At 70.4% G+C, this 23,356-nt stretch carries 24 protein-coding genes and 1 tRNA gene; 13 read left to right on the top strand and 12 right to left on the bottom strand.

The window, feature by feature from the left end:
* Positions 1–7: 7 nt before the first annotated feature.
* The 4 genes from F8O03_RS13800 to F8O03_RS13785 all read right to left on the bottom strand — a co-directional run bounded on the left by F8O03_RS13800 (position 8) and on the right by F8O03_RS13785 (position 4,304).
* Positions 8–1,966, bottom strand: coding sequence for a beta-glucoside-specific PTS transporter subunit IIABC (locus tag F8O03_RS13800; RefSeq protein WP_151424356.1), 1,959 nt, complete (start codon positions 1,964–1,966; stop codon positions 8–10).
* 235 nt (positions 1,967–2,201) lie between these two features.
* Positions 2,202–2,987: an EI24 domain-containing protein gene (locus F8O03_RS13795; RefSeq protein WP_151424355.1), complete on the bottom strand. Its 786-nt coding sequence runs from the start codon at positions 2,985–2,987 to the stop codon at positions 2,202–2,204.
* 92 nt (positions 2,988–3,079) lie between these two features.
* On the bottom strand, positions 3,080–3,703 hold the full coding sequence (locus tag F8O03_RS13790) for a superoxide dismutase (RefSeq protein ID WP_151424354.1): 624 nt from the start codon (positions 3,701–3,703) through the stop codon (positions 3,080–3,082).
* A gap of 61 nt (positions 3,704–3,764) precedes the next feature.
* Positions 3,765–4,304, bottom strand: a complete 540-nt coding sequence (locus tag F8O03_RS13785) for a flavin reductase family protein (protein WP_151424353.1) — start codon at positions 4,302–4,304, stop codon at positions 3,765–3,767.
* 115 nt (positions 4,305–4,419) lie between these two features.
* Between F8O03_RS13785 and soxR the strand changes: the two genes are divergently transcribed.
* On the top strand, positions 4,420–4,893 hold the full coding sequence (soxR, locus tag F8O03_RS13780; RefSeq protein WP_280115582.1) for a redox-sensitive transcriptional activator SoxR: 474 nt from the start codon (positions 4,420–4,422) through the stop codon (positions 4,891–4,893).
* A gap of 145 nt (positions 4,894–5,038) precedes the next feature.
* On the opposite strand, the gene F8O03_RS13775 is transcribed toward soxR, so the two are convergent.
* On the bottom strand, positions 5,039–5,707 hold the full coding sequence (locus tag F8O03_RS13775; RefSeq protein ID WP_151424352.1) for an SRPBCC domain-containing protein: 669 nt from the start codon (positions 5,705–5,707) through the stop codon (positions 5,039–5,041).
* 253 nt (positions 5,708–5,960) lie between these two features.
* Complete coding sequence (locus F8O03_RS13770; RefSeq protein ID WP_244296286.1) at positions 5,961–7,250, bottom strand: MFS transporter; 1,290 nt, start codon at positions 7,248–7,250, stop codon at positions 5,961–5,963.
* A gap of 165 nt (positions 7,251–7,415) precedes the next feature.
* Here F8O03_RS13770 and F8O03_RS13765 point away from each other — a divergent pair.
* Positions 7,416–7,488: transfer RNA gene (locus tag F8O03_RS13765), tRNA-Arg, on the top strand.
* Positions 7,489–7,637: 149 nt separating this feature from the next.
* On the opposite strand, the gene F8O03_RS13760 is transcribed toward F8O03_RS13765, so the two are convergent.
* Entirely contained in the window at positions 7,638–7,889 is a 252-nt protein-coding gene (locus tag F8O03_RS13760; protein ID WP_151424350.1) for a hypothetical protein, read from the bottom strand.
* A 189-nt stretch (positions 7,890–8,078) separates the two neighbouring features.
* Here F8O03_RS13760 and F8O03_RS13755 point away from each other — a divergent pair, with 189 nt between their 5' ends.
* A complete protein-coding gene (locus tag F8O03_RS13755) occupies positions 8,079–8,636 on the top strand; it encodes a hypothetical protein (protein ID WP_151424349.1) in 558 nt (185 codons plus the stop codon).
* A gap of 79 nt (positions 8,637–8,715) precedes the next feature.
* Here F8O03_RS13755 and F8O03_RS13750 read toward each other — a convergent pair whose 3' ends face one another.
* Complete coding sequence (locus tag F8O03_RS13750; protein WP_151424348.1) at positions 8,716–10,020, bottom strand: NAD(P)/FAD-dependent oxidoreductase; 1,305 nt, start codon at positions 10,018–10,020, stop codon at positions 8,716–8,718.
* Between the two features lie 115 nt (positions 10,021–10,135).
* A complete protein-coding gene (locus F8O03_RS13745) occupies positions 10,136–10,732 on the bottom strand; it encodes a TetR/AcrR family transcriptional regulator (protein ID WP_151424347.1) in 597 nt (198 codons plus the stop codon).
* Between the two features lie 114 nt (positions 10,733–10,846).
* On the opposite strand from F8O03_RS13745, the gene F8O03_RS13740 reads away from it, so the two are divergent.
* Both F8O03_RS13740 and F8O03_RS13735 read left to right on the top strand, forming a co-directional pair.
* Positions 10,847–11,671 carry an SDR family NAD(P)-dependent oxidoreductase gene (locus tag F8O03_RS13740; RefSeq protein WP_151424346.1) on the top strand — a complete coding sequence of 275 codons (825 nt, stop codon included), beginning with the start codon at positions 10,847–10,849 and terminating at the stop codon, positions 11,669–11,671.
* Positions 11,668–12,717 (top strand): 2,3-butanediol dehydrogenase, encoded by a 1,050-nt coding sequence (locus tag F8O03_RS13735; RefSeq protein ID WP_151424345.1) that lies wholly within the window; start codon positions 11,668–11,670, stop codon positions 12,715–12,717. Before F8O03_RS13740 ends, F8O03_RS13735 begins: the two co-directional genes overlap by 4 nt.
* Before the next feature lie 39 nt (positions 12,718–12,756).
* Here F8O03_RS13735 and F8O03_RS18115 read toward each other — a convergent pair whose 3' ends face one another.
* Positions 12,757–12,984, bottom strand: a complete 228-nt coding sequence (locus F8O03_RS18115) for a DUF1272 domain-containing protein (RefSeq protein WP_068476932.1) — start codon at positions 12,982–12,984, stop codon at positions 12,757–12,759.
* The gene (locus tag F8O03_RS13725) at positions 12,984–13,604 is read right to left on the bottom strand and encodes a DJ-1/PfpI family protein (protein ID WP_167516583.1); all 621 of its coding nucleotides are present in this window, start codon (positions 13,602–13,604) and stop codon (positions 12,984–12,986) included. Before F8O03_RS13725 ends, F8O03_RS18115 begins: the two co-directional genes overlap by 1 nt.
* Positions 13,605–13,764: 160 nt before the next feature.
* Between F8O03_RS13725 and F8O03_RS13720 the strand changes: the two genes are divergently transcribed.
* Entirely contained in the window at positions 13,765–14,229 is a 465-nt protein-coding gene (locus F8O03_RS13720; RefSeq protein ID WP_104251912.1) for a DUF6892 domain-containing protein, read from the top strand.
* A gap of 155 nt (positions 14,230–14,384) precedes the next feature.
* Here F8O03_RS13720 and F8O03_RS13715 read toward each other — a convergent pair whose 3' ends face one another.
* Complete coding sequence (locus F8O03_RS13715; protein ID WP_151424342.1) at positions 14,385–15,365, bottom strand: NAD(P)H-quinone oxidoreductase; 981 nt, start codon at positions 15,363–15,365, stop codon at positions 14,385–14,387.
* Positions 15,366–15,404: 39 nt separating this feature from the next.
* On the opposite strand from F8O03_RS13715, the gene F8O03_RS13710 reads away from it, so the two are divergent.
* The 7 genes from F8O03_RS13710 (at position 15,405) to F8O03_RS13680 (ending at position 23,340) form a co-directional block, all read left to right on the top strand.
* Positions 15,405–16,304: a MurR/RpiR family transcriptional regulator gene (locus F8O03_RS13710; RefSeq protein WP_151424341.1), complete on the top strand. Its 900-nt coding sequence runs from the start codon at positions 15,405–15,407 to the stop codon at positions 16,302–16,304.
* A gap of 305 nt (positions 16,305–16,609) precedes the next feature.
* Positions 16,610–17,419, top strand: coding sequence for a tyrosine-protein phosphatase (locus F8O03_RS13705; RefSeq protein WP_167516582.1), 810 nt, complete (start codon positions 16,610–16,612; stop codon positions 17,417–17,419).
* A complete protein-coding gene (locus tag F8O03_RS13700) occupies positions 17,416–18,390 on the top strand; it encodes a metallophosphoesterase (protein WP_244296285.1) in 975 nt (324 codons plus the stop codon). Before F8O03_RS13705 ends, F8O03_RS13700 begins: the two co-directional genes overlap by 4 nt.
* A 33-nt stretch (positions 18,391–18,423) precedes the next feature.
* Positions 18,424–19,467 carry an ABC transporter substrate-binding protein gene (locus F8O03_RS13695; RefSeq protein WP_151424340.1) on the top strand — a complete coding sequence of 348 codons (1,044 nt, stop codon included), beginning with the start codon at positions 18,424–18,426 and terminating at the stop codon, positions 19,465–19,467.
* Positions 19,468–19,486: 19 nt separating this feature from the next.
* Entirely contained in the window at positions 19,487–21,178 is a 1,692-nt protein-coding gene (locus F8O03_RS13690) for an ABC transporter permease (RefSeq protein WP_151424339.1), read from the top strand.
* Between the two features lie 54 nt (positions 21,179–21,232).
* Complete coding sequence (locus tag F8O03_RS13685) at positions 21,233–22,804, top strand: ABC transporter ATP-binding protein (RefSeq protein WP_151424338.1); 1,572 nt, start codon at positions 21,233–21,235, stop codon at positions 22,802–22,804.
* The gene (locus tag F8O03_RS13680) at positions 22,801–23,340 is read left to right on the top strand and encodes a histidine phosphatase family protein (protein ID WP_151424337.1); all 540 of its coding nucleotides are present in this window, start codon (positions 22,801–22,803) and stop codon (positions 23,338–23,340) included. Before F8O03_RS13685 ends, F8O03_RS13680 begins: the two co-directional genes overlap by 4 nt.
* Positions 23,341–23,356: the final 16 nt, after the last annotated feature.

The raw sequence follows: 23,356 nt of genomic DNA, 5'->3' as shown, positions 1-23,356 counted from the left end.
GGTCGTGTCAGTTGCCGGCTGGCGCGGATGCGGATGCGGATGCGGACGCGACGGCGACGGCGAGCCGGTCACCTGCTGCGACTGCTCCCGCCCCGGTTGCGACGACCTCGCTGTAGGTGCCGGCGTTGGTGATGATGACGGGCGTGATGAGCGAGTAGCCCTCGGCCTTGATCGCGACGGCGTCGAACTCGAGGAGCAGGTCGCCCTGCTTGACCTCGGCGCCCTCGGAGACGTGGGCGGTGAAGTGCTGGCCGTTCAACTGGACGGTGTCGATGCCGACGTGGATGAGCACCTCGACGCCCTCCTCGGAGATGAGGCCGACGGCGTGCTTCGACGGGAAGACGGAGACGACGGTGCCGGCGAAGGGCGCGAAGACCTGGTGGCCTGAGGGGTCGATGGCGGCGCCGGATCCCATGACGCCTGCCGAGAAGACCTCGTCCGGCACCTCGTCGAGGGTCAGCACCTGGCCTTCGAGGGGGCTGGCGACGACGCCGGTGCTGTTCGAGGCCGCGAGGGCTGCTTCGAAGCGCGCGTTCTGCTCCGGGTCCGTGGGGCGAGCCTGGCCGAGGTCGCTCGTGGGCAGGTTCTCGGCGACGACGTCCTTGAAGCCGATGAAGTAGACGAGCGCGGCCGCTCCGAAGAAGGCCACGGCGCATCCGACGACCATGCCGATGATGGAGTTGGGGTTGTCGGGACTGACCGAGTTGACGATGGTCAGCATGCCCGGCAGGCCGGCGTACGCGTAGTAGCGCGAGCCGAAGAAGGAGATCGTGATGGCGCCGACCGCGCCGGCGATGCAGGCGAGGAGGAACGGGCGCTTGAGGCGCAGCGTGACGCCGTAGATCGCGGGCTCGGTGATGCCGAAGATGCCGGTGACCGCTGCCGAGCCGGAGACGCCGCGCATCTCCTTGTTGCGGGTCTTGAGGAACACGCCGAAGGCCGCGCCGACCTGGGCGATGACGGCCGCGGTCTGGAACGCCTGGAACGAGTCCTGGCCGAAGCGGTCGAAGTTGTCGAGCACGAACGGCGTGACGCCCCAGTGCACGCCGAAGATGACGGCGACCTGCCAGAACGCGCCGATGAGGCCTGCCGCGACGGCTGGGGCGATCTCGACGAGCCAGTTGTAGCCGTTGGCGACGCCGGATGCGCCTGCTGCGGAGAGCGGGCCGATGACGAGGAGCACAAGCGGCACCATGACGACGGCAGAGATGAGCGGTACGAGGAGGGCCTGCGCGACGCCGCGGAGGTACGTGTTGAGGAAGCGTTCGAGGTAGGAGAGCACCCAGACGAGGATCAGCGGGGGCAGCACGGACGACGAGTAGGTCGTCGAGTTGAGGGCGATGCCGAGGAAGTCGATGGTCTCGCCACCCTCGATGCGGCCCGCGAGGGCAGCCCAGTCGGGGTTCATGATGGCGGCGGCGCAGAGCACGGCGATGTAGGTGTTGACCTTGAAGTGCTTGGACGCGGTGATGGCGATGAAGATGGGGAGGAACGCGAACGGCGTCCACGAGATGAACGTGAGCACGAGGTCGGTGCCGGTGCCTTCGAACCCCGGCCAGATCATGCGCGTGATGATGAGCGAGCCCTGCAGGAGGCCCGCCGACGCGAGGATGTACACGAAGGGAGCGAACACGGCCGACATGGTCGCGATGACGCGGTTCAGGATGGACGGCTTGTGGGCCGTCGTCGCCGGTGCGCTGTTCGAGATCTTGGCGTTCGACATGAGCGCCTCGTGCACCTCGCCGACGTGCGAGCCGATGACGACCTGGAACTGACCGCCGGCTTCGACGACGGTGATGACGCCGGGGAGCGCGGCTACCTTGTCCTTGGCGCCAGCGGGGGTGTCGTTCAGGACGAGTCGGAGCCTCGTCGCGCAGTGCGACGCCGACTGGATGTTCTTCTCGCCGCCGACGAGATCGACGATCTCGCCTGCGAGCCTGGGATAGTTGCGGACTGCTTCAGCCATGGCATTCTCCATTGATGCTTGGGATGGGGACGTTCCCGAGCGGAGAGCCTGACGACATGACGGTGCAAGAACAGATAGCGAGGTCGACGCCTTGCGGAGCAGCAATGCTCGCAGTGCGTTGCGTCAGCTCCACTCGGGAGCTGTGACGTGGGTTCTTGCCTCGCTGAGTAACAGGCCCGCAGTCGCCTCGAACTCTAACCGCATCCTCGCCGATTCGGCAAGCGCGGATCGAGGGCTATTCAGGTCCGGCGACCTCCGGCGTGCCCTCGCGGCTGCCGACACCTGTCAGGCCGCGGTCGTCGAGGAGGCGCCGCGCGAGCACGGTCGACCCGGCGACGGCTGCGGGCATCGTGAAGACCGCTCCGCCTGGCACCATGAAGCAGAGCTGCGTCGCGACGCCGAAGCCGAGCAGCTGCGCGCGGTTGCCGCGGATGACGGACGCGCGCTGATCGCCGAGCAGGCGGCGCGCATCCAGTGCTCTGCCCGTGAGCTCGCGCGAGAGCACCGTGCCGTTGAGCGCGACGCCCACGATGGCCGCGGTGATCGAGCCGACGAGCGGGATCACGCCGATGATGGCGACGACGATCGCGGCCAGGATGCCCATGCCGACGAGCCAGAGGCTGCCCTTCGCGGCGGCCCAGAAGCCGAGCCCCTCCCCGGGGTTCTCGTCGCCGAGGTCCCGTTCGACGCTCAGCCAGATGCGCTCGTAGAACGGGTCGCCGACGGTCAGGGTGATCGCCGTGAAGGTCGTCACCGACAGGAAGACGCCGCCGGCGACGATGAGGGTCATGAAGGCGATGCGGAGGGTGTTGCGCCACACCTCGTCCCATCCCGCGGCCCATGGTGTCGCCCATTCGACGATGTCGTCGACGAAGACGAACAGCGTCACGAGGGCCGCGCCGACCAGCACGAAGACGATGAGCGCGGGGATGAGCCCCAGCAGCATCATGTGCGGCTTCCTCTTCCAGTACCCGAAGCCCTGGAAGAGCGCGCCGACGCCTGCGAAGAACTGCCCGATCATGCCACCGAGACTACTGAGGCGCGGCAGGGAAGCGGATGCGTGCATCCACGTCCCCGCCGCGCCTCAGCGCTCGCGGTCGGTGCGAAGAAGGATTACAGCGTGATGAGGCCGTTCGTCTTCGTGGTCGCGGCGTCGTAGCGCTGCTGCACGTTGCTCCAGTCGGCGATGTTCCAGAACGCCTTGATGTAGTCGGCGCGCACATTGCGGTAGTCGAGGTAGTACGCGTGCTCCCACACGTCGAGCATGAGCAGCGGGACGAGGCCGAACGGCACGTTGCCCTGCTGGTCGAAGAGCTGGAAGATCGCGAGCTGCTCGCCGAGCACGTCGTAGGCGAGCACTGCCCAGCCGGAGCCCTGCACGCCGAGCGCGACGGCCGTGAACTGCGCAACGAACTTGTCGAACGAGCCGAACTGCTCGTCGATCGCCGTGGCGAGCGTGCCGGTCGCCTCACCGCCGCCGTTCGGGGAGAGGTTCGTCCAGAAGATGGAGTGGTTGACGTGGCCGCCGAGGTTGAACGCGAGGTCCTTCTCGAGCTTGTTGACGTTCGCGAGGTTGCCGCTCTCGCGGGCTTCGGCGAGCTGCTCGAGGGCCGTGTTCGCGCCCTTGACGTAGGTGGCGTGGTGCTTGGAGTGGTGCAGCTCCATGATCTCGCCGCTGATGCTCGGAGCGAGCGCGGAGTAGTCGTAGGCGAGGTCGGGAAGGGTGTATGCGGTCATGGTGTGACCTTCTTTCTGTCGGATTTCGTGGAGTGGTTCGTGGTGGCTGTTCGCGCGAGCTCTACTGGTCGAAGGACGACGCGTCGAGGCGCCCGAAGCGACGGTTCTGGTACATGAGCGGCGGCGTGCTGCTGCCGTGGAGCACTTCGAGGACCTCGGCGAGCACGATCGTCGAGCCGCCGACCTTGACGGTGCTGGCGATGCGGCAGCGCAGCGTCTCCCGCGCCTGGGGGAGGTACGGCTCGCCGGTGGGGAAGTGCTCCCAACCCTGCTCCGGGGTGAAGCGCGGGGCGCCGCTGCGGGCGAAGTCGAGGGCGAGCGTCTCCTGGTCGAGGCTGAGGAGGTTCACCGTGATGTCGCCTGCTTCGAGGAGGCCTCCGGCGCTGCCCGTGGCGCGCGTCACGGAGAACGAGAGGGTGGCCGGGTCGACGGCGACGGAGCTGACGCTCGACGCGGTGAGCCCTACCGGGCCGGTGGCGGTCTGTCCGGCGATGATCGCCACGGCGGCGGGATGCTCCCGGAAGGCCGTCTTGAATTCGTCGGCCAGTGTCACTTCGGCCGATGCCGCTTGAGCTGCTGCGTCTGGGGCGGAATCTGTCATCGAATCGGCTCTCTGCCTTCGCTGAAGGACGGGGATCGGAGGTGCGTGTGCGTTCTGTCTTCGAGGCTAGAACCTCAAGTATGGTTGAAGTCAATTCGAGCGGTGGGATTTCACTGTGAGCGAGACACGCAAGGACACACAGGGGTCGCCCCTGCCCTCCGACGAGCTGCTCACGGTGAGCGAGATGGTGCGACGCACCGGGGTCGCCGCATCCGCCCTGCGCTTCTACGAAGAGCTCGAGCTCATCGCGGCGGTGCGCACGGCTGGCAACCAGCGCCGGTACGCGCGGCACATGATCCGCCGCGTGTCGCTCATCTCGGTCGCGAAACGCCTCGGCATCCCGCTCTCCGACGTGCAGGATGCGTTCGCGGACCTGCCGCGTGACGCGACCCCGAGCCAGGAGGACTGGCAGCGGGCCTCTGGGCGTTGGAAGCGCACGCTCGAGGAGCAGCGGCGCGGCATCGAGCGCCTCGAGGAGGAGCTCATGGGGTGCATCGGCTGCGGCTGCCTCTCGATGAAAGCGTGCGGGCTCCTCAACCCCGACGACGCCCTAGCGGGCGGCGGGTCCGGCCCGCGCAGGCTGGACTGAAGCGGGCTGGCCGACTGAGACTCGCGCTGAGGCGCCGCGAGCCCCTGCGGTCTCGCCGAGGGCGGTGTTGTGGTCGTCAAAACGCGCAGGGAGTGACCCTAGGTCCGCCCTGGGCTGAGGATGGGGGCGAGGACTGAGTCTGGTCTCAGCCGTTGAGGCCGTCGAGGTAGGCGTCCGTGGTGCGCTTCTGCGCGGCGCGGGCGTCCGCCTCGTCCGAGCCCGCGGCGATGGATGCATCCGCCCATGCTTCTGCGCTCAGCACGAGGAACGTGCTGGCGTCGTCCGTCTGCACCCAGGCCGTGGTCTCGAGGGGCACGCTCGCGCCCGTCGCGAGGTGGTGGGCGAGGCTCGCGAAGCTGAGGTCCCAGCCGACTCCCGTCGCGCCGACCCCGAATTTCGGCCACGTCTCCTCGTCGGTCGGCGAGTGGTGCTCGAGCGAGAGGGTCGCGTGGGTCTCGTCGACCTTCGTGAAGTGAACCTCGATGTGGGAGTGCTCGCCGTCGTACTCCCACGTGGCAGTGAACGAGTCGGGGGCGTGGCATCCCGTGATGTGCCCGTGGGCGTTGTCCTGAATCTGGTAGGTGCCGCCCTGGCGGAGGCTCCCGTCGACGGGAGCGAACCACTGCGCGAGACGGGAGATCTCGGTCGCGGCGGACCACAGCGAGCTGCGCTTCGCCGCGAACGTCTGCGTGAGGGTGATGACGAAGCCGTCGTTGCCGTCGAGCTCCTGCATCCGCACCGAGCGGGCGACGGCGGCGAGCTGGCCGGCGCCGTCGAACGTCGGAGTGCTGGTGGAGGCGGGCGTCGTGGTCATGTGCCCTCCTTCTGTGTGTCGGCGCGGGTTGAGCTGCGGGGCTGAGGGTGATGAGCTGCAGGCGGCGGGGGCCGGGGCGCCTGCATCTTCCGGGGTGCGGGCGTGCGAGGCGGGCACGCAGCCCGTCTCTCAAGGGTCGCACCCCGGCGCATACCTTCGCAGGCTCGGCGCGGGGTTCGCTGTGACGATTACGTGAAGTTGCGGTTGCGGGCGTGCGACGACCCCGCGGGTCGCGGGAGGTGGGTTCCGTGCGTCAGGGAACGCGAATGGCCTGGGTTGCCGCAGTCTCACCCTTCCACGGCAGGAGGAAGAGCGCGAGCAGTCCGGCGATGATGGTGAGCCCGCCGACCATCCAGATGACGCCCGGCCAGTCGAAGTGCTGGAAGAAGACGCCGCCGAGGAACCCGAAGATGCTGGAGCCGCCGTAGTAGCCGAGGTTGTAGAGGGCTGTCGCCTGGGCGCGGCCTCTGCTCGGGTAGGCGCCGGCCCAGCCGACGGCGACGGAGTGGGCGCCGAAGAATGCGGCTGTGAAGATCGCGAGTCCCGTGATGACGAGCCAGAGCTGCGGCGAGAGGGTGAGGGCGAGTCCGCCGAGGGAGACGGCGGTGGATGCGAGGAGCACGAGCTTGCGTCCGTGGCGGCCGGCGAGGCGGGCGATGAAGGGTGACGAGAAGGAACCCGCGAGGTAGGTCACGAAGACGAGCGAAACCAGCCAGACGGGCAGGAAGTAGGGGGCTTGGGTGAGGTGGAAGCCGAGGAAGTTGTAGACGGCGACGAACCCGCCCATGAGGAAGAACCCCTGCGCGAACAGCCCGAGCATCCTGGTGCTGGAGAGGTGCGCGGTGATGGCCTTCCAGGCGCGGCCGATGCTCGCGCCGAGGGTGCCGCCTGCGTTCTTCGCGAGGGGCGCGAAACCGCGGGGCTTCGGGATGAGCCAGATGAAGAGCACGGCCATGGCGACGGAGATGAGCGACACCGTCAGCAGGCCGAGCCGCCAGTCGAGGAGCTCCGCGACGGGGGTCGGCACGATTCGACCGCCGAGCCCGCCGAGGGTGTTGCCGGCGACGAACGTGCCAGCGGCGCCGGCCGCCGCGGTGGGGTGGAGCTCCTCGTTGAGGTAGGCGATGGCGCAGGCAGGTACGCCGCCGAGTGCGAGGCCTTCGAGGAGGCGAAGCGCGAGGGCCAGCTCGAAGCTGGGCATGAGGATCATGAGCAGGCCGAGGATGGTGGCGCTCGAGATGGAGATCGTGATGGCGCGCACGCGCCCCATCCGGTCGGCGGCGATCGACCACGGCAGTACTGAGATGGCGACGCCCAGGGTGCCCATGGAGACCATGAGGGCGGCGGTCGCGGGGTCGATGGCGAAGGTCGTCGAGATCTCCGGCAGCAGCGCCTGCGGGGCGTAGAGCTGCGCGAACGTCGCGAACCCGGCGCAGAGCATCGCGAGCTGGATGCGCCGGTAGTCGCGTGACCCGCCGAGGTGACCGAGCCAGGGGTTGCCTGTGGACGGGGGCTTCGGGGTGTTGGTGCGGTCGGGTGTCACTCGTTCGAGGGTACTCCGGGGCCTCCCGGTCGGCGTTGTGCGCCTGCATGGGCGCGCGCGCATCGTTCGTCGCCTCGCCCGAACGGCCCGCGACCCGCCGGGTTTGCGGACCGGTCAGGTCGTGTGTAAGCTATCCCCTGGTCAATCGCGCAAGCGAATGACCGGGCGCCCGTAGCTCAACGGATAGAGCATCTGACTACGGATCAGAAGGTTAGGGGTTCGAATCCCTTCGGGCGCACAGTACAAGAGCTTCACAGCTCAGGTACGCAGCTCTGTGTTGAGACAGATGCAGGAAAGGCTCGCGAAAGCGGGCCTTTTTTGTTGCCTGCCGCGTCTGCCTGATGGGCCCAGCCTGATGTCTCTTGCCTGCCGCCTCGGCCCAGCGAGTCAGCCGCGCCCGGTGGCCCGGAGCGCTTCGGAGTTCGCCGCCGCGTCGCGGCGCGCGATGCGGCCGAGTGCGATAGCACCGAGGATCAGCACCGCGAGGGCGCCGGCGGGCGCGAGCAGCAGGCCGAAGTATCCGAGGCCCACGAGGAACTCGGTCGCTGCAGGGTCGTCAGGTCGGAGGCCTGCTGCGATTCCGATGGCAGCGAGCGCGATTCCGAGGGCGGCGGCAGCAGCGATGAGCAAGGGCTTCATGGGGTGATCCTGGCACACCAGCTGCGTGCGCAGTTCGGCTTCTCCGGAGGCGATGACTCTCCCGCGGCGTCGTCGTTCCACAGGCCGGGCGCCGACTCCGGGCCTCTCAGCGTGCGCCTCGTATGGTTGGAGTCGGTATTCGAGATCACTCCGGGGGAGTTCGTGACTGTGCGTAGATCATCACCTGCTGTGGGCGCTGTCGGCGCGCTTGCCGTTGCGCTGCTGCTGAGCGGATGCACGCTCGCGGAACGCATCGGCGGCGAAGACTCGGGCTCGCCGAGCGCACCTTCGACGGCCGCATCCTCGACAGGTGCACCCTCGTCGGCCCAGGCGACGCCCGCGACGCCGGCACCGACGACCTTCCCCGTCGCCGACGCCCTGGAGGGCGACGCACTCGTGTGTCAGGACGCGAACGCGGCCACGGATGCGATGTTCTCCCTCTCGGCCGGTGGCGCGAGTTACGACGGTGATGCGGACAAGCAGGCGCAGTTCACGGCGGCCGTCGATCAGCTCCTCGCTGCACGCGACGCCGAGACCGCTGACCCCGAGGTCGAGAAGGCGGTCAGCGACCTCGTCTTCACGTTCACGGGGCGTGCCTCCGACCGCGACGACTGGCTCATCTGGGACGCCGCCAGGACGCACGCCGCTGACCCGGACTCCGGCACCATCGAGGACGCGCTCGACGATGCGGATGACGCCTGCGACGACGTCGGCTACGACTGGGTCGACTGGGCGCCCCGCACCTAGCTCGGTCGAATCGCGACTGCACGGCCCGCACGCCCGCGTCGGCCTAGTCACGAGCCACGCGGCCCCGAATCGTGCGGGGTCAGGCTCTCCCCTTCAGGATGAGGTTCCAGTAGACCCAGGGCAGCACGTGGCGGTCGAACACCCACGTGAGGCGGCGCTCGCGGGCGAGGCCCTTCCAGAACGGGATGCTCGGACGCTGCTCGAGGGTGTCGTCGAACTCCCCGAAGACGACGCTCGAGCGCGACACCGTGAATGGGGCGACGGTGTAGCCGTCGTAGTCGCTCTGCGGGGCCTGTTCGCGGAGCACGCTCACGAGGTTCTCGGCGAGCGCCTTCGTCTGCTTCCTCAGCGCGCCACCGGTGCGTTGGCTGCGCGAGACGGCGGCATCGCCGAGCGACCACACGTTCGGGAACCGGTGGTGGCGCATCGAGTGCGTGTCCACGTCCGCGAACCCGCGCTCGCTGGCCATCTCGGGGGTCGGGTAGGCGAGCTCAGCGCCCGCGAGCCCGGCTTCGGCGATCCACTCGGGAGCCCGCTGCGGCGGCTCCACGATGAGGGCGTCGTAGGGGATGCGCTCGCTGCCTTCCCCGGCGGTCTCGACGACTGCGGTCTTCGCGTCGCCGAGCACCTCGGTGAGCTGTGCCTGGCGGCGCACCTCGATGCCGTATTCGGCGATCTTGCGCTCGAGCTCGCGGTCGATCGCGGGCACGCCGAGCGGCGTCGCGTCTGGCAGCACGAGCACGACCCGGATGCGGTCGAGCACTCCTTGGGATCGCCAGTAGTCGCACGCGAGGTACATGGGCTTCTGGATCGCGCCGGCGAACGATGCGGGCTCCGGCGCCTGCACGAACACGGCCGTTCCCTGCCGCAGTTCGCGGAGTAGGCGTGAGGTCTTGTCGGCGAGGCTGATCTCGTAGCTGGACGCGACGTTCGGGGTGCCGAGGGCGGCCTGGAGGCCGGGGATCGCATCCCAGTCCTGCACGACGCCAGGGCAGACGACGAGGTGCTCGTAGCCGATGCGACGTCCGGATGCGAGGACGAGCGACGACGTCTCCGGGTCGACCGAGGCCACAGCGTCGCGGATGAGCGTCACGCCGTCCGGCATGACGTCGGCCTGCGGCCGGGTCGCCTGGCTCGCCTTCGCGGTGCCACCGGCGACATGCGAGAGCAGCGGCTGGTAGACGTGGTTCTCGCGCGGCTCGACGACGGTGATGTCGGTGATGCCGGCCCGCTGGAGGCGGCCCGCGACGGACAGGCCCGCATTGCCGCCCCCGATGACCAGCACTCGGTAGGTGGTGAGCGTCGGCTGCTGCTTCGGCGTCGGCTGCGGTGTCGTCGCTGACTGCTGCGCTGGCTCTGCGGCGCCGTTCGAGGTGGGGGTCATCAGAGCGACGCTATCCGCCACTCGCCGTCAGGGGAGTCGAGACCGGGTCATGGTCACGCAACTCCCAGCCTGCTGCCACCATCGCGAAACAACTGGGCGGGGGCGGCGATGCCGCCTACGAACGTGAGCGTCCGAGCCACCAGTCGGGTGACGCGGCGATGATGGTGCGCGCGGCAGCATCCACGTCCGCGAGGTCGCCCGAGCGCAGCCATTCTTCGATCGCGCTGACCGTGCCACCGCCGGCGTAGGCGACGAGGATGCGGCGGTGCCGTTCGGGGTCGATGCCCGGCTGCGCTGGCGGAGCGATCTCGGGGTGTCGCTCGAGGTGGGTGAGGAGGCCAGCCTCGACTCGGTCGACGAGGGTGTCGCGCACGGGCCCCGTGAGGCGAGGCGCCATGGAGTTGAGGTAGATCTGCGCGTGGCGGGCGACGTGCCGGAGGAGCGCGCGCTCGGGTTCGTCGAAGACGCTCAGCTCGGTGCCGCTCGTGGCGGGCAGGGTCGCGATCGGGGCCATCAGGGCGTCGATCTCCTCCCCGAGGAAGTCCGCGAGGAGGTGCTCGGGGGTAGTCGCGTGGCGGTAGAACGTGTCCCGGGTGATGCCGGCGGCCCTGGCGACCTGGGCGACGCTCACGTCGGCGATGGGCTGGGCGGCCGCGAGCTCGTAGATCGCCGCGCGGAGGGCCGAGCGGGTTCGTGCCTGACGCGGGTCCATTCGCCAACCCTATGGGGTGCGTGGCTCCTTCTCGGCAAACTATCTGACAGGTGACTTATAGCGGGCGTAGGGTGAAGGGGGTCGCCAACGAGGGCGGTCAGAACGGAGTGGGCAATGTCACACGAAGCAGGCTCAAGCACAGCGAGCAGCGCCGGGGCCAGCCCCGGCCGGTTCGCAGGCAAGGTCGCGATCGTCACGGGCGGGGTCTCGGGCATCGGCGCGAAGATCACGGAGCGGCTCGTCGCGGAGGGCGCGTCGGTCGTCGTCGCCGACATCAACGCGGAGCTCGTCGCCTCGGCCAGCGAGACCTTCGGCGCCAGCGTCATCGGCCGCCGCACGGATGTGACCGACGAGGACGACTTCGCGGGACTCGTCGCCGAGACCGTCGAGAAGTTCGGCACGCTGGATGCGCTCTTCAACGTCGCGGGCGGGTCGCGTTCCGGCACCCTCACCGACATCTCCTTCGAGGACTGGGACTTCACGGTCCGCCTCAACCTCTACAGCGCCTTCAACGGCACCCGCCTGGCAGCCCGGCAGTTCCTCGCCGAGGGCAAGCCGGGCTCGATCGTCAACGTCGCGTCGCTGAACTCGCTCGTGCCGATGCACTACGGGGTCGGCTACACGGCCTCCAAGGCTGCCGCCGTGATGCTCACGAAGCAGGCGGCGCTTGAGCTCGGCGAGCATGGCATCCGCGTCAACGCGGTCTCGCCCGGCCTCGTCGCGACCCCGCTCACGAAGGGCCTCACGGACCTCCCCGGGGTGCAGGAGGCGTACGACGAGCGCATCCCGTTCCGTCGCGCGGCGCAGCCAGAGGAGATCGCATCCGCCGCTCTGTTCCTCGCGAGCGACGACGCCTCCTACATCTCGGGCGACAACCTCGTCGTCGACGGCGCCTGGTCCACGACCGGCTACCCCGACCTGCGGAAGTTCCTCGCATGAAGGCGGCAGTGTTCCACGCCAAGGAGGACGTGCGCATCGAGGAGGTCGCTGAGCCGACACCGGGTCCCGGCCAGGTGAAGCTGCGCTGCGAGTACGCCGGCATCTGCGGATCCGACCTGCACGTCTACTACGCGCCCGAATCCTCCGGGCTCGACTTCGAGCATCCGCACCCCGTCACCGGGTCCATGCCGCCGCAGATCCTCGGGCACGAGTTCTCCGGAACCGTGGTCGAGCTCGGCGAGGGCGTCGACTCGGTTCAGGTCGGCGACCGGGTCGCGGTCTGGCCGATCTACGCGTGCGGTGAGTGCGCCGCCTGTCGTCGCGGCAAGCCGAACGTGTGCACGAAGATCGGCTTCCACGGCCTCTCGTCGCACGGCGGCGGCATGGCCGAGTTCACGACGGTGGATGCGACGAAGCTGCACGTGCTCCCCGAGAACGTCGACCTGCGCCTCGGAGCCCTCGTCGAGCCGATGGCGGTCGCGTGGCACGCCGTCGAGCAGAGCGGTGTGCAGGCGGGGCAGACGGCGCTCATCTCGGGTGCCGGCCCGATCGGCATCGGGGTCTGGTTCGCGCTGCGCGCCAAGGGCGTCGAGACGGTCATCGTCTCGGAGCCGAGCGGAGGGCGCCGTGCCGCGATCGCCGGAGTCGGGGCGAGCAACCTCGTCGACCCCACGCAGGAGGACCTCGCGGCCCGCGTCGCGGAGCTCACGGGCGGGGACGGCGTGGACGTCGCGTTCGACGCCGCCGGGGTGGGGCCCGCCGTGGCCGCCTCGCTCGCGAACCTCACGCCGGGCGGTCGCGTCGTGGTCGTCGCCATCCACGAGCGGCCCATGGACTTCCTGCCGACGCAGCTGGTCATGGGGGAGACCGCGATCGTCGGCACCCTCGCCTACCTGCAGAGCGACTTCGACGCGGTCATCGCGGCGATGGCGGCAGGCGGATACACGGCTGACGGCTGGGTGGACGATGTGCCCGTCGATGACGTCGTCGGGGCCATCAAGCGCCTGCGTGCGGGCGAGGGCATGAAGGTGCTCGTGCGCTCGTAGCCGGGCGTGAGCGACCGAGCCGCCCCCGCGATCCTGTCGCTACCCGCCGTGCACGCGCACCGTGCTCGGCGGGTTCGCGGCGAGCTTCGACGCGGGGCGCACGGGGCGGCGCTCGAGGTTGCCGCCGCAGTTCGGGCACGCCCGCCCGGGGAACGTGGCGACGCAGTCTCTGCACCACGTGCATTCGAAGGTGCAGATGTAGGCCTCGGCGTGCGGGGGCAGGTCGACGTCGCAGCGCTCGCAGTTCGGGCGCAGCTCGAGGGCCACTAGGCGAGCCCGTTCTTCGCCGCGTACGGGTCCCAGCTCGCGTCGGCGTGCACCTCGAGCTCGGCGGCGTCGGTGAGCGTGGCCGCGACCTCGGGCCCGTGGATCGCGGCGACGATCGCGGCCGTCATGTCCATGCCGGCGGCGACCCCGGACGACGTCCACCGGTTGCCGTCCTCGACCCATCTGGCCTGCGGCACCCAGTCGACGGATGCGCCCTGCGATGACGCCCACGCGAACGCCCGCTTGTTCGAGGTCGCGCGGAACCCGTCGAGGAGGCCCGCTGCCGCGAGCAGCGCCGAGCCCGTGCAGACGGAGGTCACGAGCCTCGCATCCGCCGCCCAGCTCGCGAGCCAGGCCAGGAACTCGGGGTCGGTGGCGAGCCGGCGCGTTCCCTGCCCGCCAGGGACGAGCACGATGTCGGGACTCGCGGCGTCGGGGAACGCGGTCGTGGCGATGACCTCCGGGCCCTGCGAGCTGCGGACCGGGCCGGCCTGCGGGGCGATGAGCTCGACGTCGAAGAGGGACGGGTCGATGCGGAACAGCTCGACGGGGCCGAACACGTCGAGGAGCTCGAACCCCTCGAACAGGACGACGGTGACGCGGCGCTTCGCTTCAGGCATGACGCCATTCTCACAGTGCGCGGCCCGGATCTCCGAGCGCCGGGCGCAGATTGCTCGGCCGAGGTTGAGGTGTGGTCGCCCGGCGGCGACCGAAACGACCACATCCCCGCCCTCGGGGGATCTCGGCTGACGCTCAACTGCTTCCGCCAGCATGTTTCGCATGAGCGATTCCCCCAAGACCCAGCCCGCCGGCGACCAGCCAAGCGACGCGATCGACTTCGCGGACCTCAACTTCAAGCTCGCCGTCATCCAGGAGCTGATGTATGAGCAGGAGCTGCTGACGCCCCAGTTCGTGCTCGCCGACTTCCTCGAAGAGCACGTGGACCGGGAAGTGGACCTGTCGAAGGAGATCTCGGAGCCGATCCCCGAGGTGCTCGACTACTTCCGGGCGCTGCCGGTGCCCAGCGAGTTCGCGCCGGCCGTCGAGGAGCTCTTCCAGGACGGCGGGAACGACATCTACATGGAGATCGCCCCGCAGTGGAGCGGCGAGGACTCGACCTTCGACATCACGGACTTCACCGACACCCGCCATTTCCCGAACCTGTCGGCGATGACCCTTCTCGGGGTCGACGAGGAGGTTCTCGACGGGCTTCGCCGCAAGGGCATCGACGCGCAGCTGCTCTGAGCGCGGGTCGTCGAACGCGGACGCGCGTCGGCCTGTGCAAGGGGCCGGTCGATGCGCGGCTGCTCCGACCGCGAGGCAGAGGGGGCGGGCGCGCGCCGGCGTGCAGGTGCCGGTCGGCGCGCGCCGGTCTGAGGCTGCTGCCTGGAGCTCGCCGCTCAGCGCACGGCGAGGAGGATCTTGCCGACGTGCTCGCCCGACTCCATGCGCCGGTGAGCTCGGTGCGCGAAGTCGAGGGTTTCGACGGTGTCGAGCAGGGGCCGCACCTTGCCGGCTTCGACGAGCGGCCACACGTGCTCGCGCACCTGCGCGATGATCTCGCGCCGCTCTTCGAGCGGGCGCGCGCGGAGGGTCGTCCCCCAGATGCGTCCGCGCTTCTGCATGAGGCGCCCCACGTTGATGGTGGCTTCGTCGCCGCCCTGCGCCGCGATGACCATGACCCGGCCGTTCGTGGCAAGGGCGTCAACGTCGCGCGCCAGGTAGTCTCCGCCGACGAGGTCGAGGATGACGTCGACCCCGCGACCCTCGGTGGCCTCGGCGATGACCTCCACGAAGTCCTGGTCGCGGTAGTTGATTCCTCGAGTCGCGCCGAGCTGCTCGGTCGTGGCGACCTTCTGCGGGGTGCCGGCGGTCGCGTAGACGGTGATGCCGAGCGCGGCAGCGAGCTGGATGGCGATGGTGCCGACGCCGCTGGTGCCTCCGTGCACGAGCAGGGTGTCGCCCGCCTTGAGCTCCGCGCTCATGAAGAGGTTCGACCAGACGGTGGCGACCGCTTCGGGGAGGCCGGCCGCCTCGACGAGGTCGACGCGCTTCGGCATGGGGAGCACGAGCCCTTCGTCGACGGCGACGCGGTCGGCGTAGCCGCCGCCAGACAGGAGCGCGACCACGTAGTCGCCGACCTTCCAGGCCGTGACGGACGCCCCAACGGCGACGACGGTTCCGCTCACTTCGAGACCAGGCCAGTCGGGTGCCCCGGCAGGTGACGGGTACTTGCCCTCGCGCTGCGCGACGTCGGCGCGATTCACGCCGGCGGCGGCCACATCGATGACAACTTCGAGGGGCCCGGGGGTGGGCTCGTCGACTTCGGAGAGGACGAGGGCCTCCGGGCCGCCAGGCGTGGGAACCGTGATTGCGCGCATGGGGGTCAGTGTTTCATGCGGGCCCCTATACTCCCTCACATGTCAGGCCTCCCTTCCCCGTCAGGCCTCCCTTCCCCGTCAGGGCGCGAGGACGCGTCGGTGCGGGGCGGTGCGGTGGCGCGGCCCGAGCTGAGCGTGCTCGCCCGCGTGCGCGCCGCATCCGCTGCCCTCGGGCCCAGCGAACGCAAGGTCGCGCAGATGGTGCTGACGCGACCAGACGAGGTGGTCGAGTGGTCGACGGCTGAGCTCGCGGACGCTGCCGGCACGTCGACGGCCACCGTCATCCGTGCGTGTCAGAGCCTCGGGTTCCGCGGCTTCCAGCACCTGCGGCTCGACCTCGCGCGTTCAGCTCCGCTCGCGCCGCGAGAGCAGGCGCAGGCGGTGGAGGCGAGCACGTTCGACGATGCGATCGACGCCGTGCGGCTCGCGCAGGACAGCGTCGACCCGGAACGCATCGCCGCGGCCGTCGCCGCTCTTCGCGGTGCCAGGCGCATCGTGCTCGTCGGCAGCGGGTTCTCGGGGCCGCCCCTGCAGGACTTCGCGATGCGCCTCAGCACCCTCGGGCACTCCGTCGAGGCGCCTGTGGATGCGCTCGCGCAGCAGTTCGCGGTGCGGTCGCTGTCCAGCGGCGACGCGTGCCTGACGCTCAGCTACTCGGGCGCCAACGTGCAATCGCTGCGCGCGGCGGAGGCTGCCAGGGCGCAGGGGGCAACCGTGGTGCTCGTCACGAGCTACGCCCGTTCGCCGCTCGGGCGGGTCGCCGACATCGTCGTCACCACGGGGCCTGCGGGAACGGCGCACGACATCGACCCGTTCCTCGCGCGCCTCGGCCACACCGTCGTGCTGCACACGCTGCACTCCACGTTGGCGCAGGTCGCCGGCGACGAGACGGCCGTCGGCATGCGCCACGTCGTGGCCGACGCGCTCTCCGAGGACTGAGGCGACCGCCTGCTGCTGAACTGCGGCGACCGCCTCCTGCTGGACTGCGGCGATCATCTCTTGCTGCACTGAGGCGATCACCTCCTGTCGGCGGTCCAGCAGGCGGCCGCGCTCGTCTGTGCTCGTCGCCTCTTGAACTCGCCTCTCGGCGTTCATCCGCGCGCTCGCCGCCCGTCACCGTGTGTTCACCGTCCCTCGACACACTCCCGATGTAACGACGTTCCAAGCCCTGCGGAATCGGTGTAACGGGTTCTCCCTGGCTGCTTGGAACCGAGGCATTGGTCGCAACGCAACGGGAGGTGCTCGTGAGGGCAATCGAGATCGACGGGCTGTTCAACGCCCGCGCAGCTGAGGCAGCTTCGCCCTGGATCGTGCGCGCCGGCTCCCCGGACGCTCTCTCGATCGACGGAGAGTCAGCGCTACGGGCGCTTGGCGTCGAGCTCATCCTCGACCTCCGCGAGCGTGCCGAGTCCGGCGAACGCGCTCACGGCGTCCCGGTACGCCAAGTCCCCTTGTACGGCAGCGAGCCGCCCGTCGCGGGCCGCCTCGAGGACATCTATGAGACGCTCCTGCGCCGTCGCGGCGGGGCACTCACCGAGGCTGTCGCCGTGCTGGCCAACGCCGAGCGCGGCGTGCTCGTGCACTGCACAGCAGGCAAGGACCGCACGGGGCTCGTCGTCGCGCTCGCGCAGCTCGTGGCGGGTGCAAGCGAAGCAGATGTGGTGCGCGACTATGCGCTCTCCGGCGTCGCGGTCCGCTCGGTCCGCGAGGCGTTCGCGTTCGCCGTGGCTGACGCGTACCCGTCGGATCAGCGCGACGAGATCCTGCGCCTCCACCTCGACAGCCCACCGGAAGCGCTCGAGCATGCCCTCGGCATCGTCCGTGAGCTCGGCGGAGCCGAAGCGTACCTGCGCTCGCATGGCCTCACCGAAGAGCAGGTGCGTGCCCTGCGTGCCAAGTCCGGCCGGACGGCGTCGAGCGCGCTCGCCTCGCAGGTCGCGACGTTCGCGCCGGGCTCGTCGGTCGCGCCGGTCGCGTCGGCCTCGCAGGTCGTGCCCGCCTCGTCAGCTTCGCGCGCCTCATCGGTCGCTCCCACCCCGCCGGTCGCGTCATGACCGCCGGTCGCTCCCACCCCGCCGGTCTGGCCCATCTCGCCGGTCAGATGATGCCGGCCAGCCTGAGCCCGACGGGGTCGCGTCGCTCGACGGTGCTCCACCTGAGCGACGTGCACGCGACCGCCGCCGCACCCCTGTACGGGGTGGTCGACGGCATCACGCGGATGTGCGCGGCGAGCGACTACGCGCGCGCCGCGGGTCTCGAACCGGAGGCGATCGTCATCAGCGGCGACCTCATCGAGCGCGGCAACTCGGCCGCGTACCCGGCCCTTCGCGACGCCCTCCTCGACGTGGAGGATTCGTGGGGTGTGCCCGTGCTCTCGGTGCTCGGCAACCACGACGACAGGGCCGCGGCTCGCGTCCTCCCCGGCCATCAGGCGCCGGCGGGTGGCCACGCGGAGGACGCCTCACCACGCGCCGTGCGAGTCGGTGAGTGGCGTTTCGTCTTGCTGGACTCGTCCACAGGGGCGTTGGGGGTGGAGCAGCTCGCATGGCTCGAAGCCGAGCTGAAGCTGCCCGCTGGCGCTGGCGCTGGCACTGGCGCCGGCGCTGGCACTGGCACCGGTATCAGCGCAGACAGCCCCCTCGCGCCCTCGGGGACGGTTGTGGTCATGCACCACCCGCCGCTCGGGTCGCCGCTGCCGATGCTGGCGCGCGCGGGCCTCCGCGACGCCGCAGACTTCCTCGACATCGTCGAGGGCACCGACGTTCGCGCGATCCTGTGCGGGCACTTCCACCATCCGCTGTCCGCCACCATGCGCGGCGTGCACGTCTCGGCGGGGCCGGCGCTCGCCTACCACCAGGTCATGGACGCCGAGCCGGGCACGGTGAGCGGCTTCGACCGCTCGATGTTCTCGCTCGTGCACCTCAGCGCGGACGGCGTCAGCGCATCCAGCGTCGGCGTCGAGCACCCCGCCCCGCTCTTCACGCTCACCCCCACCCTGTCTCAACTCTCACCTGTCTCCTCCTGAACAGACCCGCTCTCCTCGAACAGTTAGGTCATCATGAACTCTCTCCGTACCCCAGCCGCGCTCGCGGCCTTCGGCCTCGCCGGCGTCCTCCTCGCGGGCTGCGCAAGCTCCCCGAGCACCGCCGCCAGCGGTGACGCCAGCCCATCGGCGGAATCCACGCTGGAGGCCGCCACCATCACCCTCTACACGTCAGAGCCGCAGGAGAAGGCGGATGCGCTCGTCGCCGCCTTCAACGAGGTGCACCCGGAGGTCACCGTCGAGGTGTTCCGGGCTGGCACGGGCGATCTCACGACGCGAGTCGCCACCGAGCAGGCCTCCGGCGGCGTGCAGGCTGACGTCTTCCTCGCGGCAGACGCCGGCACGTTCGAGGACTACGCGGCCGACGAGCTGCTCCTGCAGTACTCGCCGGCCGACGTCGAGTCGCTCAACCAGGACATCGTCGACCCGGAGGGCTACTACACGGGCACGCGCATCATCCCGACCGTCATCGCCTACAACACGGGCCTCGTCAGCGAGCCGCCGACGTCGTGGGCTGAGCTCACCGACGCCGAGTACGCGAACAAGCTGGTCATGCCGAACCCTGACGTGTCCGGCGCGGCCGCCTACAACGCCGCCGTCTGGCTCGACGAGCCAGCACTCGGCGAGGAGTGGATGACGAAGCTCGCCGCGAACGAGCCCGTCATCGCGGACAGCAACGGCCCCGTCTCGCAGGCCATCGCGACGGGCGCACAGCCCGTGGGGATCGTCGTCGACTACCTGGCGCGCGAGCTCGCCGCCCAGGGGTCGCCCATCGCGGTGTCCTACCCGACCGAGGGTGTGCCCTACGTGTCGCAGCCCGTCGGCATCTTCGCGAGCACCGAGGAGGAGGCGGCGTCGAAGGCGTTCGTCGACTTCCTCGTGAGCGCCGACGGCCAGGAGCTTGCCGTCAGCCAGTCGTACCTGCCGGTTCGCGAGGACGTCGGAACTCCAGAGGGCGCCCCCTCGATGGACGAGATCACGATCCTCTCCCCGGAGCTCGAGACCATCCGCGCCAGCCAGGACGCGGCAGTCGAGAAGTTCCGCACGCTGTTCCTCTGATGAGGACGCTGTTCCTCTCATGACCGCAACGCTCACGACACCCCGGGGCGGTGCCGCTCAACGCAGCGGCACCGCCTCGGCGGCGGTCCGGAAGCCCCGGCCTTCAGGGCCGGATGGTGTCCACGGCCTGTCGCTTGCCCTCTGGATCGCGGTCGCCGCCTTCGTGCTCGTGCCGATCGGCGCGATCCTCGTGCTCGCCGCCGGCGGCTCCCAGCTGCACGTCCTCGTGCAGGGTGACGTCGTCGAGGCCGCGACGAACAGCCTCGTGTCGGCCGGCGCATCCGCACTGGGTGCCGTGGTGATCGGCACGGCGCTCGCGGTGCTGCTCGACCGCACCGACCTGGCGGGGCGCCGCGGCCTGCGGCTCCTCGCGCTCACCCCGCTGCTCGTGCCGCCGTTCGTCGGCGCGATCGCCTGGCTCGGCATCGCCGGCCCGACGAGCCCCGTGAACCTGTGGTGGTCGCAGGCGTTCGGCGGCCCGCTGTGGTCGATCTACGGTGCGGACGGGGTCATCCTGCTCCTCACCGTCCACAGCTACCCCATCGCGATGCTCATCGTCTCGGCCGCCCTGCGCCGCGTGCCGTCCGACCTCGAGCAGGCCGCGCGCATCGCCGGGGCGAGTCCCGCCCGCAGCGTGTTCACGATCACCGTCCCCCTCCTGCGGCCCGCCCTGCTGTCGTCGTTCGTGCTCATCGCGGTCGGCAACCTCGCCGACTTCGGCATCCCCTCGATCATCGGTCTGCCCGAGCAGTACACGACCCTCGCGACGCTCGTCTACCGCTACCTGCAGTCGGGGACCGTGGATGAGCCGCTTGCGGTCGTCGCGACGATCGGGGTCGTGCTGCTGCTGCTTGCGCTCGCGGCCCTGGTCGTCGACTTCCTCATCGGCAGGAGCCGTTGGGAGCTCGACTCGTCGTCGTCCGCCCCGCAGCTCCTGCCGCTCGGGCGGGCGCGCGTTCCCGCGTCCATCGTGACCTGGGTGCTGGTGCTCACCGTGACCGTGCTGCCGTTGCTCGCGCTGCTGCAGCAGTCGCTGCTCCGCGCGCCGGGGCTCGCCCTGGTGCCCGAGAACCTCACGCTCGACAACGTCGTGAAGGCCGTCACCTCCGCGAACGCGATCCAGGGCGCCACGAACTCGGTCATGCTCGCCGTGCTCGCGGCCCTCATCTGCGGGTTCCTCGGGCTCGGCATCGCGGTGCTCGTCACCCGGACTCGGATGCGCGGGAGCGGCCCCCTGCGGGCCCTCGCCATGCTGCCCCAGGCGGTGCCGGGCATCGTCATCGCCGTCGCGTGGCTCGTGCTGGCACCCCACATCGGCCTGTTCAACACGCCGTGGCTGATTCTGTGCGCCTACGTCACCTCGTTCACGGCGCTCGTGGTGCAGGCGGTGGCGGCGCCGCTCGCGAGCACCCCGGCGAGTGCTGAGGAGGCGGCGAGGATCGGGGGAGCGGGGCGGATGCGCGCGCTTGTCGACATCTCCAGCCGCATGGCGGCGCCCGCTGCGATCTCCGGTGCGGTGCTCGTCGCCGTCACGGCGGTTCGCGAGCTGACGCTGTCCGTGCTGCTCCTCTCGCCCGGATCGCAGACCCTCGGCGTCGCGATCTTCAACCTCCAGCAGGCCGGGGCGTTCAACACCGCCGCCGCGCTGTCCCTCATCGTGGCGCTCCTCGGCGTCGCCGTCATCGGCGTCGCGACGAGGGCGCCGAAGTAGCGGTCGGCGCTCTGCTCGACCTCTGACCTGCACCACTCTCCTGGAAGGCATCACGTGGCATCCGTCACCCTCGACTCAGTCTCCGTCCGTTTCCCGAGCGGCACCGTCGGCCTCGACAGCGTCGACCTCGACGTGCGCGACGGGGAGTTCCTCGCGCTGGTCGGCCCGTCCGGGTCGGGCAAGACGACCCTCCTGCGCACCATCGCGGGGTTCCAAGCGCCGACATCGGGGCGGGTGAGCATCGGCGAGCGGGTCGTGGCCGGCGGGGGATCCGTCGTGCCACCGGAGGCCAGGGAACTCGGCATGGTGTTCCAGCAGCACGCCGTCTGGCCGCACTGGAACGTCGGCCGCAACGTCGACTACCCGCTGCGCCGCGCCCGTGTCGCGAAGCCTGAGCGCCGCCGCCGCGTCGATGAGGCGCTCGAGATGGTCGGCCTGGCCGGCTCTGCGAAGCGCAACCCGGCGACGCTGTCCGGCGGTCAGCGGCAGCGCGTGGCGATCGCCCGCGCGCTGATCGGGAGGCCGCGGGTGCTGCTGCTCGACGAAGCGCTGTCGGCGCTCGACGAGCCGTTGCGCGACAGTCTCAGGCTCGAGCTGCACACGCTCACGCGGGAGCTCGGCCTGACGGTGGTGCATGTCACCCACGACCGCTCCGAGGCGCTGGCCCTCGCCGATCGCGTGGCGGTGCTCGACGGCGGGCGCATCCAGCAGCTCGGCACCCCGGAGGAGCTCGTGACTCGTCCCGCGTCGCCGTTCATCGCGAAGTTCCTGTCCGACGCGACGATCGTCGGCGGCACGATCGGCGGCATGATCGGCGGTGCGGTTGACGGCGCAGTTGACGGCGCAGTCGACGGGGTGGTCGGCGGCGCGGTCGACGGGGCCGTCGACAGGGCGGGTTTCGCGGCGGATGCGCACCCGCTGCGCGTGGACTGGACCCGCCTCGAGGGGTGCCAGCCGGGAAGCCTCGGCGCGGTGCAAGCGGCCATCCTCCCGAGCGACGTCGAGGTGGAGATCGTGGGCGGCGCTGGAACTGAGGCGAAGGGCGCGGATTCGACGGACGTTCCAGACCGGTCGGCCCACGCCGTCGCGGCGGGCGATGTGCTGCGCGAAGGCGTCATCAGGCAGGCAGGCGAAGCAGGCCGGGCGAGCGAGGCAACCACCGCGGGTGACGCGACGGTCAGGTCGGCGCTCTTCACACCGGAGGGCAGCGACCTCGTGCTCGACTGGGCCGGCCTGCGGTTGCGCGCGCGGACCCGCGGCATCCGGCCGAGGGTCGGCGACAGCGTCACGGTCCGTGTCGCGAGGGCACGGATCTACGCAGCCGGCCCTGGCGTTGATCCCGGGGCGGGCGCTAGCGCTAGTGCTGGAGCCAGTGCGGGGGCTGGTGTCAGCGCTGATGTTGGTGCTGAGGTCGGCGCACCCGCAGCGGCTGTCTCGGGTTCCGAGGTCGGCGCACCCGCAGCGGCTGATTCGGGTTCCGGAGTCCGCGCATCCGCGGGTGGCGCCGACGCATCCGTCCCGGCGGCGACTCGCTCGGAGGCGACCGGGGCGACTGCTGGTTCGACCCCGGCTGACGCGCAGGAACTCGCAGTCGGCGCGTCCAACTCCTCGACGTCGGCGGCATGACGCTCGCTCTGGTGCGGCACGGTCGCACCGCGTGGAACCTGGAGCGCCGGCTGCAGGGCCGCAGCGACATCGCCCTCGATGCGCACGGGGAGGCGCAGGCGGAGGCCGCGGGCCGGCTCCTCGCCCGCGCGCAGTGGGGCCGCGTGGTCACCTCGCCGCTGGCCCGTGCGGCGCAGACCGCGGCGATCCTGGGCTCGCACCTCGGCGCCGCCGATCCTGTCGTCGAACCCGACCTGCTCGAGCGCGACTTCGGTGAGGCCGAGGGGATGCGGGTGGCCGAGGCCGCAGAGCGATGGCCGTCGGGGGACTACCCGGGTTCGGAGACGGCGGTCGAGCTGGGGAGGCGAGCTGGCAGCGCCCTCGGCGCTCTCCTCGAAGCTCCCGGGACGGCGGTGGTCGTGAGTCACGGCGTCTTCCTGAGGGCGGGGATCGAAGCCGTCACGGGTGGCGTGTGCCCTCGCATCCTGAACGGGCAGGTGGTGCTGCTCGAGCCGGGCGCTGGTCGTCGGCCGACGGCGCGCTTCCTGGGGGAGTGAGGGGTGCCGGCTGGCT

It is taken from the genome of Pseudoclavibacter terrae (assembly GCF_008831075.1).
GTDB lineage: Bacteria > Actinomycetota > Actinomycetes > Actinomycetales > Microbacteriaceae > Pseudoclavibacter > Pseudoclavibacter terrae.
Note: the sequence above shows the minus strand (reverse complement) of the source record. Positions and strands in the feature narration are given on the sequence as shown.

Bases quoted from the DNA above. Each gene is read 5' to 3' on its own strand.
- F8O03_RS13800 (WP_151424356.1), bottom strand. From the start codon at position 1,966: ATGGCTGAAGCAGTCCGCAACTATCCCAGGCTCGCAGGCGAGATCGTC.
- F8O03_RS13795 (WP_151424355.1), bottom strand. From the start codon at position 2,987: ATGATCGGGCAGTTCTTCGCAGGCGTCGGCGCGCTCTTCCAGGGCTTC.
- F8O03_RS13790 (WP_151424354.1), bottom strand. From the start codon at position 3,703: ATGACCGCATACACCCTTCCCGACCTCGCCTACGACTACTCCGCGCTC.
- F8O03_RS13785 (WP_151424353.1), bottom strand. From the start codon at position 4,304: ATGACAGATTCCGCCCCAGACGCAGCAGCTCAAGCGGCATCGGCCGAA.
- F8O03_RS13775 (WP_151424352.1), bottom strand. From the start codon at position 5,707: ATGACCACGACGCCCGCCTCCACCAGCACTCCGACGTTCGACGGCGCC.
- F8O03_RS13760 (WP_151424350.1), bottom strand. From the start codon at position 7,889: ATGAAGCCCTTGCTCATCGCTGCTGCCGCCGCCCTCGGAATCGCGCTC.
- F8O03_RS13750 (WP_151424348.1), bottom strand. From the start codon at position 10,020: ATGACCCCCACCTCGAACGGCGCCGCAGAGCCAGCGCAGCAGTCAGCG.
- F8O03_RS13745 (WP_151424347.1), bottom strand. From the start codon at position 10,732: ATGGACCCGCGTCAGGCACGAACCCGCTCGGCCCTCCGCGCGGCGATC.
- F8O03_RS13740 (WP_151424346.1), top strand. From the start codon at position 10,847: ATGTCACACGAAGCAGGCTCAAGCACAGCGAGCAGCGCCGGGGCCAGC.
- F8O03_RS13735 (WP_151424345.1), top strand. From the start codon at position 11,668: ATGAAGGCGGCAGTGTTCCACGCCAAGGAGGACGTGCGCATCGAGGAG.
- F8O03_RS13725 (WP_167516583.1), bottom strand. From the start codon at position 13,604: ATGCCTGAAGCGAAGCGCCGCGTCACCGTCGTCCTGTTCGAGGGGTTC.
- F8O03_RS13720 (WP_104251912.1), top strand. From the start codon at position 13,765: ATGAGCGATTCCCCCAAGACCCAGCCCGCCGGCGACCAGCCAAGCGAC.
- F8O03_RS13715 (WP_151424342.1), bottom strand. From the start codon at position 15,365: ATGCGCGCAATCACGGTTCCCACGCCTGGCGGCCCGGAGGCCCTCGTC.
- F8O03_RS13710 (WP_151424341.1), top strand. From the start codon at position 15,405: ATGTCAGGCCTCCCTTCCCCGTCAGGCCTCCCTTCCCCGTCAGGGCGC.
- F8O03_RS13700 (WP_244296285.1), top strand. From the start codon at position 17,416: ATGACCGCCGGTCGCTCCCACCCCGCCGGTCTGGCCCATCTCGCCGGT.
- F8O03_RS13695 (WP_151424340.1), top strand. From the start codon at position 18,424: ATGAACTCTCTCCGTACCCCAGCCGCGCTCGCGGCCTTCGGCCTCGCC.
- F8O03_RS13690 (WP_151424339.1), top strand. From the start codon at position 19,487: ATGACCGCAACGCTCACGACACCCCGGGGCGGTGCCGCTCAACGCAGC.
- F8O03_RS13680 (WP_151424337.1), top strand. From the start codon at position 22,801: ATGACGCTCGCTCTGGTGCGGCACGGTCGCACCGCGTGGAACCTGGAG.